Origin of the sequence: Pandoraea fibrosis (assembly GCF_000807775.2) — a bacterium.
GTDB classification, from domain to species: domain Bacteria; phylum Pseudomonadota; class Gammaproteobacteria; order Burkholderiales; family Burkholderiaceae; genus Pandoraea; species Pandoraea fibrosis.
Map to the genome: position 1 here is coordinate 4,976,295 of NZ_CP047385.1, position 16,645 is coordinate 4,992,939.

Annotated in this window: 14 protein-coding genes; 2 read left to right on the plus strand and 12 right to left on the minus strand. The window is 61.0% G+C overall.

Annotated features, from left to right (window positions below; all coding sequences use genetic code 11):
• Positions 1-11: 11 nt before the first annotated feature.
• From lapB to cmk, 5 genes are all read right to left on the minus strand, one after another.
• Positions 12-1,187, minus strand: a complete 1,176-nt coding sequence (lapB, locus tag PI93_RS21915) for a lipopolysaccharide assembly protein LapB (RefSeq protein ID WP_039373874.1) — start codon at positions 1,185-1,187, stop codon at positions 12-14.
• A gap of 66 nt (positions 1,188-1,253) precedes the next feature.
• Positions 1,254-1,547, minus strand: coding sequence for a LapA family protein (locus PI93_RS21920; protein WP_039373877.1), 294 nt, complete (start codon positions 1,545-1,547; stop codon positions 1,254-1,256).
• Between the two features lie 240 nt (positions 1,548-1,787).
• Entirely contained in the window at positions 1,788-2,081 is a 294-nt protein-coding gene (locus PI93_RS21925; RefSeq protein ID WP_010804341.1) for an integration host factor subunit beta, read from the minus strand.
• A gap of 12 nt (positions 2,082-2,093) precedes the next feature.
• Entirely contained in the window at positions 2,094-3,797 is a 1,704-nt protein-coding gene (rpsA, locus tag PI93_RS21930) for a 30S ribosomal protein S1 (RefSeq protein WP_039373879.1), read from the minus strand.
• Between the two features lie 112 nt (positions 3,798-3,909).
• The gene (cmk, locus tag PI93_RS21935; RefSeq protein WP_224786075.1) at positions 3,910-4,605 is read right to left on the minus strand and encodes a (d)CMP kinase; all 696 of its coding nucleotides are present in this window, start codon (positions 4,603-4,605) and stop codon (positions 3,910-3,912) included.
• A 110-nt stretch (positions 4,606-4,715) separates the two neighbouring features.
• On the opposite strand from cmk, the gene PI93_RS21940 reads away from it, so the two are divergent.
• A complete protein-coding gene (locus PI93_RS21940) occupies positions 4,716-6,041 on the plus strand; it encodes an Nramp family divalent metal transporter (protein ID WP_080759374.1) in 1,326 nt (441 codons plus the stop codon).
• Positions 6,042-6,226: 185 nt separating this feature from the next.
• On the opposite strand, the gene aroA is transcribed toward PI93_RS21940, so the two are convergent.
• The 6 genes from aroA to gyrA all read right to left on the minus strand — a co-directional run bounded on the left by aroA (position 6,227) and on the right by gyrA (position 14,388).
• On the minus strand, positions 6,227-7,549 hold the full coding sequence (gene aroA, locus PI93_RS24890) for a 3-phosphoshikimate 1-carboxyvinyltransferase (RefSeq protein ID WP_039373880.1): 1,323 nt from the start codon (positions 7,547-7,549) through the stop codon (positions 6,227-6,229).
• A gap of 3 nt (positions 7,550-7,552) precedes the next feature.
• Complete coding sequence (locus PI93_RS24895) at positions 7,553-8,425, minus strand: prephenate dehydrogenase (protein ID WP_039373881.1); 873 nt, start codon at positions 8,423-8,425, stop codon at positions 7,553-7,555.
• 18 nt (positions 8,426-8,443) lie between these two features.
• A complete protein-coding gene (pheA, locus tag PI93_RS21955; RefSeq protein ID WP_039373884.1) occupies positions 8,444-9,526 on the minus strand; it encodes a prephenate dehydratase in 1,083 nt (360 codons plus the stop codon).
• Positions 9,527-9,628: 102 nt separating this feature from the next.
• On the minus strand, positions 9,629-10,741 hold the full coding sequence (serC, locus tag PI93_RS21960) for a 3-phosphoserine/phosphohydroxythreonine transaminase (protein WP_039373886.1): 1,113 nt from the start codon (positions 10,739-10,741) through the stop codon (positions 9,629-9,631).
• Positions 10,742-11,025: 284 nt separating this feature from the next.
• Positions 11,026-11,613: a DUF2059 domain-containing protein gene (locus PI93_RS21965; protein ID WP_039375310.1), complete on the minus strand. Its 588-nt coding sequence runs from the start codon at positions 11,611-11,613 to the stop codon at positions 11,026-11,028.
• Between the two features lie 141 nt (positions 11,614-11,754).
• Entirely contained in the window at positions 11,755-14,388 is a 2,634-nt protein-coding gene (gyrA, locus tag PI93_RS21970) for a DNA gyrase subunit A (protein WP_039375309.1), read from the minus strand.
• A gap of 411 nt (positions 14,389-14,799) precedes the next feature.
• Here gyrA and ompA point away from each other — a divergent pair, with 411 nt between their 5' ends.
• On the plus strand, positions 14,800-15,465 hold the full coding sequence (gene ompA, locus PI93_RS21975) for an outer membrane protein OmpA (RefSeq protein WP_039375306.1): 666 nt from the start codon (positions 14,800-14,802) through the stop codon (positions 15,463-15,465).
• A 115-nt stretch (positions 15,466-15,580) separates the two neighbouring features.
• On the opposite strand, the gene PI93_RS21980 is transcribed toward ompA, so the two are convergent.
• Positions 15,581-16,369 (minus strand): hypothetical protein, encoded by a 789-nt coding sequence (locus PI93_RS21980; protein WP_039375304.1) that lies wholly within the window; start codon positions 16,367-16,369, stop codon positions 15,581-15,583.
• Between the last annotated feature and the right edge of the window lie 276 nt (positions 16,370-16,645).

The window sequence follows — 16,645 nt, forward strand, 5'->3', positions numbered from 1 at the left end:
ACTTAAAGAAATTAGGAGGCCGCGGGCACGTCGGCACGGCGCGGCGTATAGGTCTCCCAGCCATTACAGCCGGGGCATTGCCAGTAGAACAGTCGCGCGCGGAAGCCGCACTGATCGCAGACGTAGCGCGGCAACGACTTGGTGCGTTGGGTGATGAGCTTGCCCATCAGTTGAAGATCGGACTGCGTGTCTCCAGAGGCTGTCGCGGCGTGCGCTTCGAGCAGGCGCGTCATGCCCAGCGCGCTCGGCGCGCGATGCATCTGCTCTCGCATGAGCTTGAGCGCCGCTTCCGGCCCCTCGAGCGCCATCGTCTTTTCGTAGACGATCTCAAGCAAATCGTCCGACGGATTTTTTCGCAGTCCTTCGCGCAACACGGCGAGTCCTTCGGGGGCACGGTCGACGGCCTCATACGCACGCATCAGACGCTTGGCCGCCAGGCCCAGATACACCGGATTCTGTTGCTCGATGGTGCTCAACACATTCAAGGCGCCCTGCGCGTCGCCTGCGGCGAGCAGCATATCGCCGCGCAGCAACGGTGCGCGCACGTTCGCGGGATTGATCGCAAGCGCGGCGTCCAGCGCTTGCGTCACCGACTCGATGTCCTTGCGCTGCAGCGCTTCCTGCGCCAGTTCGCAGTGAAACTGCGCCATCTCCTTGCGGTACGACACCGCGGGATCGAGATCGCTAAGCGTCTCAGCCTCGGTCAGCGCCTTGCGCCATTCTTTCTCGATCTGATAGATCGTGAGCTTCGCGTGTTGCGCGGCCTTGGCGTATGCGCCCGTCTGCAGACGACCGAACGCCTCTTCGGCGCGGTCAAGCAGGCCTGCCTTGAGGAAGTCGTGGCCCAGCTCATAGAGCGCATGCTCCTGGTCGGCTTGCGGCAGATCGTCACGCGAGAGCAGGTTCTGATGCACGCGAATGGCGCGCTCCGTTTCGCCCCGACGACGGAAGAGACTGCCCAGCGCGAAGTGCAGCTCGGTGGTCTCAGGGTCGAGCTTGGCGACCTCGATGAAGGCATCGATCGCCTTGTCGGGCTGCTCGTTGAGCAGGAAGTTCAGACCGCGAAAATAGGATGCCGGCAGATTGCGGCTCTCGGAGAGCAGGCTGCGCAGATCCAGGCGTGCGGCTACCCAGCCGCAGCCGAAAATCACGGGGATGGCTAATAGCCACCAGACCTCGAATTCCATGAATGCGTGTTGTCGTTGAAACAGTCGATGAGGATGGCGAGAGTCGTGCGCCGGGTCGCCGTCGCCTTAGACGGGCGGCAGCATCGGCGGTTGATCGCTTGCCTCGGGGTCCCGCTGCGCACGCGCCAGATCGCGTCGCGAGCGGCGCAACTCCAGGCGTTGGCGCATCAGGCTCGGCAAGGTGGCGAGCACACCAATGACGCCACCGACCACGAAAAACGCCAGACCGATCATGATGAGCGGCGCTGTCCACGTATGACCCAGGAACAGGTTCAACGTAACCTCGCCCGTGTTGGCGAGCGCGAGGCACAGCAACACCACGAACACGATGAGACGAACGATCCAAACAATCAGCTTCATGCCGAAAGGCTCCTGCGGCAGGCTTGCCGTATGTTTTGCAACTTGAGCGGCCTTGCATGAACGATATCGACACCGTTCATGCGCCGGGCTGGCACGTGGGCGTATTGTACCGGATGTGCTCTGTGAGGCGTCGTTCCTGCAGCGCGCTTCACATTTGCGTCAATGGCGCGCACCCGCCTCCACCAGACGCAAAAAAAGCGCCCGAAGGCGCTTTTTTTGCGTAGTAGATCCCAAAGGGCCTTATTGGTCCGACGCCTTGTGATCAACCCGCTCTCGCAACTCCTTGCCTGGCTTGAAGTGAGGCACGAATTTCTCCGGCACCAACACTTTCTCGCCCGACTTCGGGTTGCGGCCGACGCGCGGTGGCCGACGGTTGAGCCCAAAACTACCGAATCCGCGGATCTCGATTCGATGACCGCGCGCAAGCGCGTCAGCCATCGCGTCGAGAATTGTCTTCACCGCGAAATCGGCGTCCTTGAGCACCAACTGGGGGAACCGCGCCGCCAACTGGTTGACCAATTCAGACTTGGTCATAGGCCTTGGACCTTACTGATTCTGGCTGTCCAGCTTGGCTTTGAGCAGCGCACCGAGGTTCGTGGTGCCGCTCGCTGCCGAGCTATCCGACGACAGCTTGCTCATCGCTTCTTGCTGTTCAGCCGAATCCTTGGCCTTGATCGACAGGTTGATGTTGCGCGACTTGCGATCGATGTTGACGATCATGGCATTGACGGCTTCACCTTCCTTGAGCACGTTGCGGGCATCTTCCACACGATCGTGCGAAATTTCCGATGCGCGCAGGTAGCCTTCGACGTCATCACCCAGCGACACGACAGCACCCTTCGGATCGACAGCCTTGATGGTGCCGTCAACGATCGAGCCCTTGTCGTGGATTGCCACGAAGGAGTTGAACGGATCGCCTTCCAGCTGCTTGATACCCAGCGAGATGCGTTCCTTCTCGACGTCGATGCCCAGGACCACGGCTTCGACTTCGTCGCCCTTCTTGTACTTGCGCACGGCTTCTTCGCCAGCTTCGCTCCACGACAGGTCCGACAGGTGGACCAGGCCGTCGATGCCGCCCGGCAGACCAATGAACACACCGAAGTCGGTGATCGACTTGATCGCGCCCTTGAGCTTGTCGCCCTTCTTGAAGTTGCGCGAGAAGTCATCCCACGGGTTCGGCTTGCATTGCTTCATGCCGAGGCTGATACGACGACGGTCTTCGTCGATCTCGAGCACCATGACTTCGACTTCGTCGCCCAGCTGGACAACCTTGGTCGGCGCAACGTTCTTGTTGGTCCAATCCATTTCCGACACGTGAACCAGGCCTTCGATGCCCGATTCCACTTCGACGAATGCGCCGTAGTCGGTGATGTTGGTGACCTTGCCGAACAGGCGGGTGCCTTGCGGGTAACGGCGAGCAATGCCTTCCCACGGATCTTCGCCGAGTTGCTTAACGCCCAGCGAGACGCGGCCCTTCTCTTGATCGAACTTGAGGATCTTGGCGGTGACTTCCTGGCCAACCGACAGCACTTCGCTCGGGTGACGCACGCGACGCCATGCGATGTCGGTGATGTGCAGCAGGCCATCGATACCGCCCAGGTCGACGAACGCACCGTAATCGGTGATGTTCTTGACCACGCCCTTGACGATCGCGCCTTCCTTGAGCGTTTCGAGCAGCTTGGCGCGCTCTTCACCTTGGGTGGCTTCGATCACGGCGCGACGCGACAGCACAACGTTGTTGCGCTTGCGGTCGAGCTTGATAACCTTGAATTCGAGGGTCTTGCCTTCGTACGGGGTCGTGTCCTTGACCGGACGCGTGTCAACCAGCGAACCCGGCAGGAATGCGCGGATGCCATTGACCATCACGGTCAGGCCGCCCTTGACCTTGCCGGTGATCGTACCGGTCACGAGTTCGCCCGACTCGAGGGCCTTCTCAAGTGCCAGCCACGAAGCCAGACGCTTGGCCTTGTCGCGCGACAGCACGGTGTCGCCGTAGCCGTTTTCCAGGGCGTCGATCGCCACGGAAACAAAGTCGCCGGCCTGAACTTCGACCTCGCCCTGATCATTCAGGAATTCTTCGATGGGGATGTACGCTTCGGACTTGAGTCCGGCGTTGACGACCACGAAGTTGTGGTCAACCCGCACGACTTCTGCGCTGATGACTTCACCAGCACGCATGTCTTGGCGAGTGAGCGACTCTTCGAAAAGCGCCGCGAAAGATTCATTGGTCGAGGTTTGCAGGTCGGACATAAATGTGGATTACGCCGCTGACGTCCGTCTCCCGAGGGGGCTGACGACGACGAACAACGGTTGGGTTAAAGGTTAGACAAAGCCACGCCGGATGACTGCATGAAACATCCGGTCAGGCGCCTTGCGGGTACTGCACCTGCGCGAACCATTCGAGCACCTGAGCCACCGCCTGATCGACGTTGAGCCCCGATGTGTCGAGTACCCGCGCACCCTCAGCCGGTCTTAGCGGCGCTTCGGCACGGGTACGATCCCGCGCATCACGCGCCTCGAGGTCCAGCATGAGACTGTCTATATTAGCAGAAAAACCTTTTTCTATCAATTGCTTATACCGCCTCTCGGCACGGGCCTGTGGCGAAGCCGTCAAAAACACCTTCAATTCGGCCTCCGGGAAGATCACCGTTCCCATGTCGCGGCCGTCCGCGACGAGGCCCGGTGCGGTCTTGAACCCGCGCTGGAGCGCCGTCAGCGCTTGCCGCACCGCTTTGTGCACGGCGATGCTCGAGGCCCGGTTGCCGATCGCCTCGGCCCGGATCGCGTCGGTCACGTCTTCGCCAGCCAGCCAGATACGCTCATCCCTGAATCGAACGTCGAGCGTTTCAGCAAGGACCGACAGCGCCCCGACATCGTCCGGATCGATGCCATGACGAGCGCTCGCCAACGCCGTGAGTCGATAGAGCGCCCCACTGTCGAGATAGTGAAAGCCCAGCGCATCAGCGACACGATGCGCCACCGTGCCCTTGCCGGACGCCGTCGGGCCATCCACCGTAATGACCGGAATCGAGTCGTCTACTACCGTCAAATCAGGCATCCCTTCGTCTCTGTCTATCCAACACATTAAAAAATAAAACCCTTCATCCAAATAATAATGATTATCATTTAGATATGGACGCCACCGGCGCCGCCTGACGTGCAACTGCCATGCAAAGCCGCGATTATCCCTTAGCCAGTCCCGAATGGGTCCCGCCACCCGACGCGCAAAACCCTACGCCGCGCCGAGCGCAGCGGTGGATGGGGTTCGCAGGGGCGGGCACCCTCATCGCCGTGGGGTATATGGATCCGGGCAACTGGGCCACGGCAATCGCCGGGGGCGCCCGATACGGATACACGCTGCTGTGCGTTGTGCTGCTCTCGAGCGTGATGGCGTTGTTGTTGCAATGGTTGGCGGCGCGTGTCGGTCTGGTCACCGGACGCGATCTCGCGCAACTCTCACGTAGCCAGTATAGCCGCCGGACTTCGCTGGCGTTATGGGCCCTGTGCGAGATTGCCATCATCGCCTGCGATCTTGCCGAAATCATCGGCAGTGCGGTCGCGCTGCAACTGCTGTTCGGCCTCTCTTTGCCAGTAGGCGTATTGCTTGCGGGCGCGCTCGCATTCGCCATGCTGGGGCTTCAAGGTTTCGGACAACGACGGCTTGAAGGCGCCGTTGCGGCATTGATTCTGCTCACTGCGGGCTGCTTCGCCGCACAACTGGCGCTGGCCAACCCGGACTGGGGGGCCGCTGCCGCGGGCCTGCGCCCGCGCAGTGACATCGTGGCGCAAGCGGGCATGCTCTGGCTGGCGACCGGCATTCTCGGCGCGACGGTGATGCCTCACAACCTGTATCTGCACTCGGCCCTGCTGCGCATGCGCGGCGAGGCGATGCCCGAGCGCACCCCCGTCACGTTGCGACGCGCACTGCGCACCACGCAATGGGACACCACACTGTCGCTCGGCTTCGCCTTCCTGATCAATGCGGCGCTCCTGATTCTCGCGGCCGCGGTGTTCCATGCGAGCGGAAACACCTCGGTGGAATCGCTGGGCGACGCCCACAAGTTGCTCGCGCCGCTGCTGGGCAACCAATGGGCCGGCGTGATGTTTGCCGTCGCACTCCTGGCTTGCGGCCTGAATTCGACAGTCACCGCCACGCTCGCGGGACAGGTCACGATGGAGGGATTCCTCAATTTGAGGATGAAGCCCTGGCAACGTGCGCTTGTCACACGCGCGCTGGCGCTCATCCCCGCACTACTGATCGTCGGACATGGCGGCGAAGCCCAAACAACCAACCTTCTGATCCTCAGTCAGGTTGTGTTGAGCCTGCAATTGCCGTTCGCAGTGATCCCCCTGGTGCGGTTCGCCGGCGATGCAAAGCTGATGGGTGAATGGCGCGTGCGCGGCGCGTTACTGGCAGTCGCCTGGCTCATCGCGGGGACCATTGTCACGCTGAACGGCATTCTGCTTTGGCAGACATTGACCGGACAGGGTTAACGGTCTGGGTGCAGCGCCAATGCCTGCTCATCAAGCGCACAGCGAATCGCAGAACGGGGGCGTCTGCAAGCGCAAGTCCACGGGCGAAATCGAAAGGACCGACATGCCGGCTACGACAGCGGCACGTCAGCCCCGAACTCGCAAATGGACCACGAGGACTACAAGGACTACAAGGACTACAAGGACTACGACGCGACGCGCGCGAACTCGGCGAAGTACGTCGGGAACGTCTTCGCAACACACTTCGGATCGTTGATCGTCACCGGCACGCCCCCCAGACTGACGAGCGAAAAACACATCGCCATACGATGATCGTCGTAGGTGTCGATCGCCGCATTCGGCGTGAGCGACGCCGGCGGCGTGACTCGCAGATAGTCCGCGCCCTCTTCCACCGTCGCACCGACCTTGCGCAATTCGATGGCCATGGCGGCCAGACGATCCGTCTCCTTCACACGCCAACTCGCCACATTGCGCAGCGTTGTGGTGCCATCGGCGAAGAGCGCGGCGACGGCAATCGTCATCGCGGCGTCGGGAATGTGATTGAAGTCCATGTCGACCGCCCGCAGCTTGCCGCTCGGCGTATCGATACCGTGCACTTCGATGGCATCGTCGTGCAGGGTGACGCGCGCGCCCATTGCCGCAAGCGCATCGACAAATCGCACATCGCCCTGAATACTGTCGCGGCCAACGCCCTCGACACGCATCGGGCCACCACCGATCGCGCCGGCAGCGAGGAAATAGGACGCCGACGACGCGTCGCCCTCGACCCGGATTTCGCCCGGGCTCCGATACTTCGCCCCCTTCGCATCTGCCGCCGGCAGAGTGAAGCGCGACCAGCCGTCCTGCTGCACGTCGATGCCAAAACGCCTGAGCAGCCGCAACGTGATGTCGATATACGGCTTGGAAATCAACTCGCCCTCGACCTCGACGACAATCTCACCGGTCGCCGAAGGCAGCAACGGCAATGTGAGCAACAATGCCGTCAGGAACTGACTCGACACGTCTCCCCGCACGCGAATTGGCGTCGCGGGTGCCGCCACGTCGGCTGGCTTGATGTGCAACGGGGGATAACCGGCGTTGCCGAGATAGTCGATCTGCGCGCCAAGTTGACGCAACCCGTCGACCAGATCGCCGATCGGGCGCTCGTGCATACGCGCCACGCCCGAGACTTCATAGTCACCGTGGCTCAGTGACAATGCCGCGGTCAACGGACGAATCGCCGTACCGGCATTGCCCATGAACAGCTTGGCCACCTTCACCGGAAACACACCACCACACCCCTCGACGATGAAATCGCGCGAGTCGCCGACTTGCGTGCATTTGACGCCAAGCGTCGCCAATGCATCGAGCATGACCTGCGTATCGTCCGAAGCCAGCAGATCGCGCACGCGAGTCGTGCCGTGCGACAGCGCTGCGAGTAGCAGTACGCGGTTCGAGATACTTTTCGAGCCGGGCAAGCGCAGCGTGCCTTCGGCGTGGCCGTAGGGGCCGAGATCGAGCGTTTCCATGACTTACTTTTCCTGTTGCTTGGCCCAGTCCGTTCGCGCCTGACTGGTGCGCGCGAACACGGCCTCGAGGCCGGCACCATCGCCAGCATCGATCAATTCACGCAGCGTACCGAGCGTGGCGAGATAGCCATCGAGTTCGGCAAGCAACGCCTCGCGATTGGCCACACAGATATCGCGCCACATTTCCGGATTCGATGCGGCGATACGTGTGAAGTCGCGAAAACCGCCCCCAGCGAAACCGAATTTCAATGCGGCGTCGGGGGCTTCGAGAATCTGCGCAATGAGCGCATACGACAGCACGTGTGGCAAGTGACTCACCGAGGCGAAAACTCGGTCGTGTTGCGTCTCGGACATTTCTGAGACACGCGCGCCGGTCGCTTCCCACATCGCGCGCACGAGAGCGACATCTTCGCTGCGATTGGCCGGCTGCGGACAAAGCACGACGCGCCGGTCGCGATACAGATCGACCTTCGCGGCGTCGACACCCGACAACTCCGCCCCGGCAATCGGATGCCCCGGCACGAAGCGCCAGGCCTCGTCGCCCAAGGCTGCCTTCGCGGCCGTCACGGCATCCGTCTTCGTGCTGCCGGCGTCGGTCACGATCGTATGACCGACAAGATGCGGACGGATCGCCGCGAACAAGGCCGGCGTCTGCGCCACCGGCGCCGCGAGCACCACCACGTCAGCACCTGCCACAGCATCGGCCATCGACACGGCGGCGCGATCGATCACGCCAAGCTCACAGGCTCTGGCGAGCGACGCTTCGCTACGTCCGACACCGACGACTTCCTTCACCGTCCCTGCGGCTTTGAGCGCACGCGCCAGCGAACCGCCAATCAGTCCCACGCCGCAGATGACGAGTTTATTCAGACTCATGATGAATCCCGCCGCTCGTCACGCGGAGCGCGGGTAGGACCCGAGCACTTTGCAGTAGGCCGCATTCTGACGCAGCACGTCGAGCGCTTTGGCGACGTTCGGATCGTCGCGATGCCCTTCGAAGTCGACGTAGAAGTAGTACTCCCACGCACCGCTCTTGGCCGGGCGCGATTCGAAGCGCGTCATCGACACCCCGTTGTTCGCGAGCGGCTCCAGCAACGCGACCACCGCGCCAGCGCGATTCGGGACAGACAAAATCAGCGAGGTCTGATCGTGACCGCTAGGCGCCGGGTCCTGCGTGCCGACCACAACGAAACGCGTGCGGTTATGCGGATCGTCCTGGACATGGGAAAACGCGATTTGCAGCCCGTACTGGGTCGCTGCCGAGTCGCCCGCGATGGCGGCAACCGCCGGATCGGCCGACGCCATGCGCGCCGCTTCGGCATTGCTCGATACCGCCTGACGCTCCAGTTGCGGAAAATGCGCCGTCAACCAGTGCTGACACTGCGCAAGCGACTGCGCATGCGAACAGATGCGTGTCACGCCGTCGAGCGTGCCCGACTGCGACATCAGATTATGGTGAATCGGCAGGGCGACTTCACCGCCGATCGTCAGCGGACTCTGCAACAGCAGGTCCAGCGTGCGGGAGACGACGCCCTCGGTCGAGTTCTCGACCGGCACGACCCCGAAGTCCGCACTCCCGGCCTCGACGGCACGAAACACCTCGTCGAGCGACGGGCACGGCAAACCCTTCACACTCTGTCCGAAGTAGGCGAAGGCTGCCTGTTCGCTGTAGGTTCCCGCCGGGCCAAGATAGGCAACGGTCATGACCTTCTCGAGCGCACGGCTGGCGGACATGATCTCGCGCCAGATCGACGCCAGATTGTCGCCATACAGTGGGCCGTCGTTGGCTTGTTGCAGTCGGGAAATAACCTGCAATTCGCGCTCGGGCCGGAACACCGGCGCACCGAAACGCTTCTTGACCTCGCCCACTTCCAGGGCGACGGCCGCACGTTGATTGAGCAGCTTCAAAAGCTGCGCGTCGATAGCATCGATTTTCTCGCGCAAGGGGCGCAACGATGCGTTCAGATCATCATCCATGGAGCGTATTGTCTTCTTACGATGGGACATGGTCAGGCAGCTCGCGGCGCGTTGCCCCGAAGGACATCGAAAAACTTCTGTCGCGCCGGCCGTTTGCCCTCGTCAGCCGTGGCTGCGCTCGAATTCGCGCAGATAGTCGACCAGCGCTTCAACACCGGCTAGCGGCATCGCGTTATAGATCGAGGCACGCATACCCCCCACGGACTTGTGGCCCTTGAGTTGCAGCAGGCCGCGCTCGCGAGCACCGGCCAGGAAGGTCTCGTTCAATGCATCGTCGTGCAGGAAAAACGGCACGTTCATACGTGAGCGGCAGTCCTTCTCTACCGAAGTCCGGTAAAAATCGCTGCCATCCAGATAGCCGTACAGCAGCTCGGCCTTCGCTTTGTTCTGCGCGTCCATGGCAGCCAAACCGCCCTGACGCTTGAGCCACTGGAACACGAGACCTGCGATGTAAATCGCGTAAGTCGGCGGCGTGTTGAACATCGAGTCGTTCTCGGCCACGATCTTCCAGTCGAATGCGCTGGGCGTGACAGGCAACGAACGACCGAGCAAATCATCGCGCACGATAACGAGCGTCAGGCCCGAAGGGCCGATATTCTTCTGCGCACCGCCGTACATCACGCCAAACTTCGACACGTCCATCGGACGCGAAAGAATGTGCGACGAGACGTCGGCCACGAGCGGCGCGTTCGGCAATCCGGCCGCTGCCAGATCCGGCGTCCAGAAATATTCGACGCCGTGAATCGTCTCGTTCGTGCAGATGTGGACGTATGCCGGGTCCTTCGACAACTGCCATTCGTCCATCTTCGGCAGTCGCGTGAACTTGTCCGCCTCGGTACTCGCCGCGATGTTGACGTCACAATACTTGCGCGCCTCCTTCTGCGATTTGACCGACCACGAGCCGGTCACGACGTAGTCCGCCGTCCGTCGCTCTGCGGCGCGCTCACCGCCCAGCAAGTTCATCGGGATGATGGCGTTTTCCGCCAGCGCCCCGCCTTGCATGAACAAGATCCGGTAGTTCTCGGGCACCGCCAGCAACTCGCGCAGATCCGCCTGCGCCTGCGCCAGAATGCTCATGAACTCGCGTCCGCGATGGCTCATCTCCATCACGCCCATGCCGGCCCCATGCCAATCAAGCATTTCCTCGGCCGCCTGCGTGAGCACTTCAGCAGGCAGCGCCGCCGGACCGGCGGAAAAATTGAAAGCGCGCGTCATTATCGTTTTGCAGCAGTAAAAGTGAAACGCAAGCCGGCGGAGACTGTCCCGTGCGGCTTGCGTTTCACATCTGGCGTTCATTCGGTGGCGCGACAGCGGCAGAGGTCAACTATACCGCCAGATGACCGCCGCGTGCGGGTGTGCCCCGCAATTCCGGTGCAGGACGACGGTATTCCGGAATGTTCCGAGCAGGACCTGCCGATTTGGCCCACCAATGCAAAATGGCCGTTTGCGATCACTCGCAAACGGCCATTATCGGTCAATCCCGAAGGATCAGCCGAAATTTACTTCTTAGCCGGTGCCTTCGGTGCCGACTTGGCAGCGGCGGCAATCTCGGCGTCAGCCTGCTTTCTCGACGCTTCCGTCGATTGCGGGCCGTACTTTTGCATCAGGCTGCCAACCACTTCCTGGCCGACCTGATCTTGCACCTTGATGTACTTCTGGCCAACCGGGCTCTTGTAAAACGCCGTCAACCCCTTGATTTCTTCGGTCGAGTAGTACTTGCCGTAGGCGTTGTACTGCGCCTGCACCGCGTCGTTCTTAAACGCGTCGGTGGTGAAAACCTTACCAGCGCTTTCCACCAGCTTCGGCACGGCGTTCTGCTGCAGAACCGGCACGATGGCCTGCTTCTGCGCGTCGCTCAACGTCTTGTTCGTTTCGAGTTGCTCCTGCAGCACGCCAATCGACACTTGACGAGCTTGCTGCTGAGCGCCATCGCCAATGGCGGCAACGAGCTTGTTCGAATCGATGGCGTCGAGCAGATCCTTGATGGCTGCCTTCTTGTCGGCGTCGAGCGGGGCGCTCTGCTGGGCCATTGCCATTGCCGGGGCTGCGAGCAGCAGCCACATCCACTTCTTGACGTTGCGTTGCATAGTAATAGTCACTCCAAAGTTCGTCGGCTGTCGACGACGATAAATAGATGCATCCTCGCCTGGGCACTTCACTGCATCGGGCCAGATTCTACTGACTTTTCGGGGCAATGTACCCGTAGATTACATCGAGTTACGCCAGTATTACTCCGTGACATCCGCTTCCGGCGTCTCGTCGTCGCTCTTCTGGGCGTCGCCATTCTCGGCAGCCTCGGCAACTTCGGCGTCGGACTCAACGATGCGTTGCAGGCCTGAGAGCGTCGTGCCTTCGTCCAGGCTGATCAGCGTCACCCCTTGCGTGGCCCGACCCATTTCGCGAATTTCCGACACACGCGTCCGGATCAGTACCCCGCCAGTCGTGATCAGCATGATCTCGTCATCCGGCTCAACCAGCGTCGCCGCGACCACCCGGCCGTTGCGCTCGCTCGTCTGGATCGCAATCATACCCTTAGTGCCACGGCCATGGCGCGTATATTCGGTGATCGACGTGCGCTTGCCGTAGCCGTTTTCGGTGGCCGTGAGCACCGACTGCTGTTCGTTCTCGGCGACCAGCAGCGCGATGACCGTTTGACCGTCTTCGAGCTGCATGCCGCGAACGCCGCGAGCCTCGCGCCCCATCGGACGCACGTCGTTTTCGTCGAAGCGCACCGCCTTGCCGCTGTCCGAGAACAACATGACATCGTGTGCACCGTCGGTGATGGCGGCGCCGATCAGCACGTCGCCATCATCGAGGTTCACGGCGATGATGCCCTTCTTGAGCGGACGGCTGAAAGCCGCGAGCGGCGTCTTCTTGACCGTGCCCAGGCTCGTTGCCATGAACACGAAGCGATCCTCCGTGTACTCCTTGACCGGCAGCACCACGTTGATCTTCTCGCCGTCCTGCAACGGGAACATATTGACGATCGGACGCCCGCGCGAGTTCCGCGATCCCTGCGGGACTTCATAGACCTTGATCCAGTACACGCGGCCACGGTTCGAGAAGCAAAGGATCGTGTCGTGCGTATTCGCGATGAACAGCGTGTCGATCCAGTCGTCGTCCTTCGTGGCTGCCGCTTGCTTGCCGCGCCCGCCACGCTTTTGCGCACGATACTCGGACAACGGCATCGACTTGATGTAGCCCGAATGCGACAGCGTCACCACCATATCCTGCGGGGTGATCAGATCTTCCGTATCGAGTTCGGTCGCGTTGTGCTCGATGGTCGAACGACGAGCATCGCCAAACTCCGCGCGCACCGCCGTCAGCTCTTCGCTGATGATGGCCGTCACACGGGCGGGACGCGCCAGAATGTCGAGCAGGTCGGCGATCTGTGCCATCACGTCCTTGTACTCGGAGACGATCTTGTCCTGCTCCAGGCCGGTCAGGCGTTGCAGACGCATCTGCAGGATTTCCTGCGCCTGCGTCTCCGACAGACGGTACATACCGTCCGCCTGCATGCCGACGGCGGGGTCGAGCCCCTCTGGCCGGAACGCTTCGCGTCCACCCAGCGACTCGGTCTCGGCACGCGACAACATGTCGCGCACGACCGACGAATCCCACGCCTTCTCCATCAACGCAGCCTTCGCGATCGGCGGCGTCGGCGCTGCCTTGATGATCGCGATGAAGTCATCGATGTTAGCGAGTGCTACCGCCAGACCTTCGAGCACATGGCCGCGTTCACGAGCACGCCGCAGCTCATAGACCGTGCGGCGAGTAATCACTTCGCGACGGTGCGCGAGGAAGTGCACCAGCATTTCGCGCAGGTTCAGCAGCTTCGGCTGGCCGTCGACCAGCGCCACCATGTTCATGCCGAACGTGTCTTGCAGTTGCGTGTGCTTATAGAGGTTGTTGAGAACGACCTCAGGCACTTCGCCGCGCTTGAGTTCGATCACGACACGCATACCGCTCTTGTCGGACTCGTCGCGGATATCGGAAATACCCTCGAGACGCTTCTCGTTGACCAGTTCGGCAATGCGCTCGAGCAGTGAGCGCTTGTTAACCTGGTACGGCAACTCGTCGACGATGATCGCCACGCGCTGACCGCGGTCGATATCCTCGAAGTGAGTCTTTGCTCGCATCACGACACGGCCACGGCCGGTGCGATAGCCCTCTCGCACACCGGAAATGCCGTAGATGATGCCGGCGGTCGGGAAGTCCGGCGCCGGAATGATCTCGATGAGTTCGTCGACCGTGGCGTCCGGGTTCTGCAGCACGTGCAGACAGGCGTCCACGACTTCGTTCAGGTTATGCGGCGGGATGTTCGTCGCCATGCCAACGGCAATCCCCGACGAGCCATTGAGCAGCAGGTTCGGGATACGGGCGGGCAGAATGAGCGGTTCTTTTTCGCTGCCGTCGTAGTTCGGACCGAAGTCGACGGTTTCCTTGTCGATGTCCGCAAGCAACTCATGGCCGATCTTGGCCATGCGCACTTCGGTGTATCGCATTGCAGCGGCGTTGTCGCCGTCGACCGACCCGAAGTTGCCTTGGCCGTCCACCAGCATATAACGCAGCGAGAACGGCTGGGCCATACGAACGATGGTGTCGTATACAGAGGCGTCGCCGTGCGGGTGGTATTTACCGATGACGTCACCGACGATACGCGCCGATTTCTTGTACGCCCGGTTCCAGTCGTTGTTCAGCTCGTGCATGGCGAACAGTGCGCGGCGATGAACTGGCTTCAGGCCATCACGCACGTCCGGCAAAGCGCGGCCGACGATCACGCTCATGGCGTAATCGAGATACGACCGCCGCATTTCTTCTTCGAGCGAAATCGGGAGAGTTTCTTTGGCGAACTGATCCATTATTCGTGTCTATCAAGCCCTAATCGCGATAGGCGGCTGCCGGCGATATGATCTTCGGATTCTAACATGCCCGTCATAGGCATCCGAAACGAGCGTGATGCAATGCACAAGACATGTCTGGCACGCCAAAATGTCAGACAACGATATGAAATGAAACGGTTGGCGAGGGCCCTCAAAAGGTGTTGCGCTCAAACCACAACTGCGCCACGACAGGCAGCAAACTTGGGGTTTTGCTCACGACTGGCGGGAGCGCTATGGCAAAATGCCGTGGCATAAGTTAGACATTATTCGAAGTGCATGGGTCATGCTTTCGCGCACTTGCCGATGTTATACTTCGAGCGATGTAAGACTTTGGTTCCGTCGTCTAGGCTCGCAGTAAACCTGCGGTAATCTCATTTCGAGAGGAGAAATATGAATAAATTCGCTAAGCTCGCGATCGTTGCAGCTACCGCAGTGATGGCTGCTTCGGCTATGGCCCAAAACTACGTCCAGACCGCTCCGGGCCCGATCGCGGCCTCGAAGCAAGCCGTCAACGACAACTGGGTGAACGGCAGCGGCGAGTGGGTTTGGAAGAACGGCTCGGACGAACTCTGCTGGCGCGATGCCTATTGGACCCCGGCCACGGCCAATGCCAAGTGCGATGGCTCGATCATCGCTCAGGCGCCGGCTCCGGCACCGACCCCGGTTCCGGTGGCTCCGGTCTCGCAGAAGGTGACCTATCAGGCTGACGCTTTGTTCGATTTCGACAAGGCTATCCTGAAGCCGGAAGGCAAGGCCAAGCTGGATGACCTGGCTGGCAAGGTTCAGGCTCTGAACCTCGAAGTCGTGGTTGCCACGGGCTACACCGACCGCATTGGCTCGGACAAGTACAACGACCGTCTGTCGCTGCGTCGCGCTCAAGCTGTGAAGGCCTACCTGGTCAGCAAGGGCGTCGAAGCCAACCGCGTGTACACCGAAGGCAAGGGCAAGCGTAACCCGGTGACGACTGGTTGCAACCAGAAGAACCGCGGTCAGCTGATCAAGTGCCTGGCACCGGATCGTCGCGTGGAAGTCGAAGTCGTCGGCACGAACAAGTAATACGGTTCACCGACTACGAAAAAACCCCGCCTCGGCGGGGTTTTTTTCGTCCGTCTTTTCGTCTATCGCCCAAGCGAACCGGCAACAAACCACAGCAAAACAGGACGCGTCAGGCTCAGGCCTCGCTGCCCAACTGCGGGTACTGGCGCTTCACCATAAAGGACATGAGCGCCTTGACCGGGCGGTCGCGCCACCACGATCCGGTCTCCAGCGGCTTGAACATCATCCGTGTGGCCGCCTCAACCGGCATGTACTGCTTCATCACATCGCCCGACATGGCAAGGAAGGCGTCCCAGGTCATCGTCTCGAACGGCGGCGGCGATCGCCAGAAACGATTGAGCGGTTCGAATGCGAACGCAATGTCCTCGTCGCGCACCAACTCACTACGCGCCACCATGGTGCGCAGCCGACTGATGACACCATGCTGCTCCACGGCGTTATACCTATCGAATGTCTTGCGGAAATAGCGATAGTGGCCGACCTCCTCGTTGCTCAGCTTATGCATCATCTGCTTGAGCTCCTCGACCGGCATGTAGGACTCGAGGCAACGATAGATCATCGCGGTCTGCGTCTCCGTCACACAGCGTGAGAGCGCCTCCAGCGCCAACGATGGCCGCATGTACTGCACCTCGCAACGCGGCTTGTAACGGGCCAGAAACGCTTCATAAGCGTCCGCCCAGGCAAACTCGGGCCAGACTCGTGCGATATAGTCCTTGGCGAGACGCCCGTGCTCGACCTCCTCGGGCAGCCAGGTATCGCGCAGCCACGTTCTCATCTCGTCGTCGTCGCCATACATCTGATTGAGGGTGGAGACGAACTCCGGGACGCTGGTCTCGATGAACGACACCGTGGCAAGAGAATAGAAGATGAACGCATTGGTTCGGACAGACGGCTCTGCTGCCATGACACACTCTCCTATCGGCATAGGGAATTGAACATGTTTCGCTCAAGCACGTGCATGCGACCGGCGCGGCTGGGCAGACCGATGAGCGCGTTGTGCACTGCAACGTGCAGCTCTCGCGTCATGGCCCCATGCATCGCGTGAAACGTCACACGAAGGTCACGAAGGCATAGTATAGGAATTGGCAAAATATCGCAGCGCGGCAAACAATCGATTACAACTACGTCGCCTTCGGGCACGTTTGCGCGATGTTTGTCTGCGTTGCGTTCACTTAAACTC

What these genes read in the sequence shown, in the direction of transcription:
- lapB (WP_039373874.1), bottom strand. Translation starts at nt 1,187, where the DNA reads ATGGAATTCGAGGTCTGGTGGCTATTAGCCATCCCCGTGATTTTCGGC.
- PI93_RS21920 (WP_039373877.1), bottom strand. Translation starts at nt 1,547, where the DNA reads ATGAAGCTGATTGTTTGGATCGTTCGTCTCATCGTGTTCGTGGTGTTG.
- PI93_RS21925 (WP_010804341.1), bottom strand. Translation starts at nt 2,081, where the DNA reads ATGACCAAGTCTGAATTGGTCAACCAGTTGGCGGCGCGGTTCCCCCAG.
- rpsA (WP_039373879.1), bottom strand. Translation starts at nt 3,797, where the DNA reads ATGTCCGACCTGCAAACCTCGACCAATGAATCTTTCGCGGCGCTTTTC.
- cmk (WP_224786075.1), bottom strand. Translation starts at nt 4,605, where the DNA reads ATGCCTGATTTGACGGTAGTAGACGACTCGATTCCGGTCATTACGGTG.
- PI93_RS21940 (WP_080759374.1), top strand. Translation starts at nt 4,716, where the DNA reads ATGCAAAGCCGCGATTATCCCTTAGCCAGTCCCGAATGGGTCCCGCCA.
- aroA (WP_039373880.1), bottom strand. Translation starts at nt 7,549, where the DNA reads ATGGAAACGCTCGATCTCGGCCCCTACGGCCACGCCGAAGGCACGCTG.
- PI93_RS24895 (WP_039373881.1), bottom strand. Translation starts at nt 8,425, where the DNA reads ATGAGTCTGAATAAACTCGTCATCTGCGGCGTGGGACTGATTGGCGGT.
- pheA (WP_039373884.1), bottom strand. Translation starts at nt 9,526, where the DNA reads ATGGATGATGATCTGAACGCATCGTTGCGCCCCTTGCGCGAGAAAATC.
- serC (WP_039373886.1), bottom strand. Translation starts at nt 10,741, where the DNA reads ATGACGCGCGCTTTCAATTTTTCCGCCGGTCCGGCGGCGCTGCCTGCT.
- PI93_RS21965 (WP_039375310.1), bottom strand. Translation starts at nt 11,613, where the DNA reads ATGCAACGCAACGTCAAGAAGTGGATGTGGCTGCTGCTCGCAGCCCCG.
- gyrA (WP_039375309.1), bottom strand. Translation starts at nt 14,388, where the DNA reads ATGGATCAGTTCGCCAAAGAAACTCTCCCGATTTCGCTCGAAGAAGAA.
- ompA (WP_039375306.1), top strand. Translation starts at nt 14,800, where the DNA reads ATGAATAAATTCGCTAAGCTCGCGATCGTTGCAGCTACCGCAGTGATG.
- PI93_RS21980 (WP_039375304.1), bottom strand. Translation starts at nt 16,369, where the DNA reads ATGGCAGCAGAGCCGTCTGTCCGAACCAATGCGTTCATCTTCTATTCT.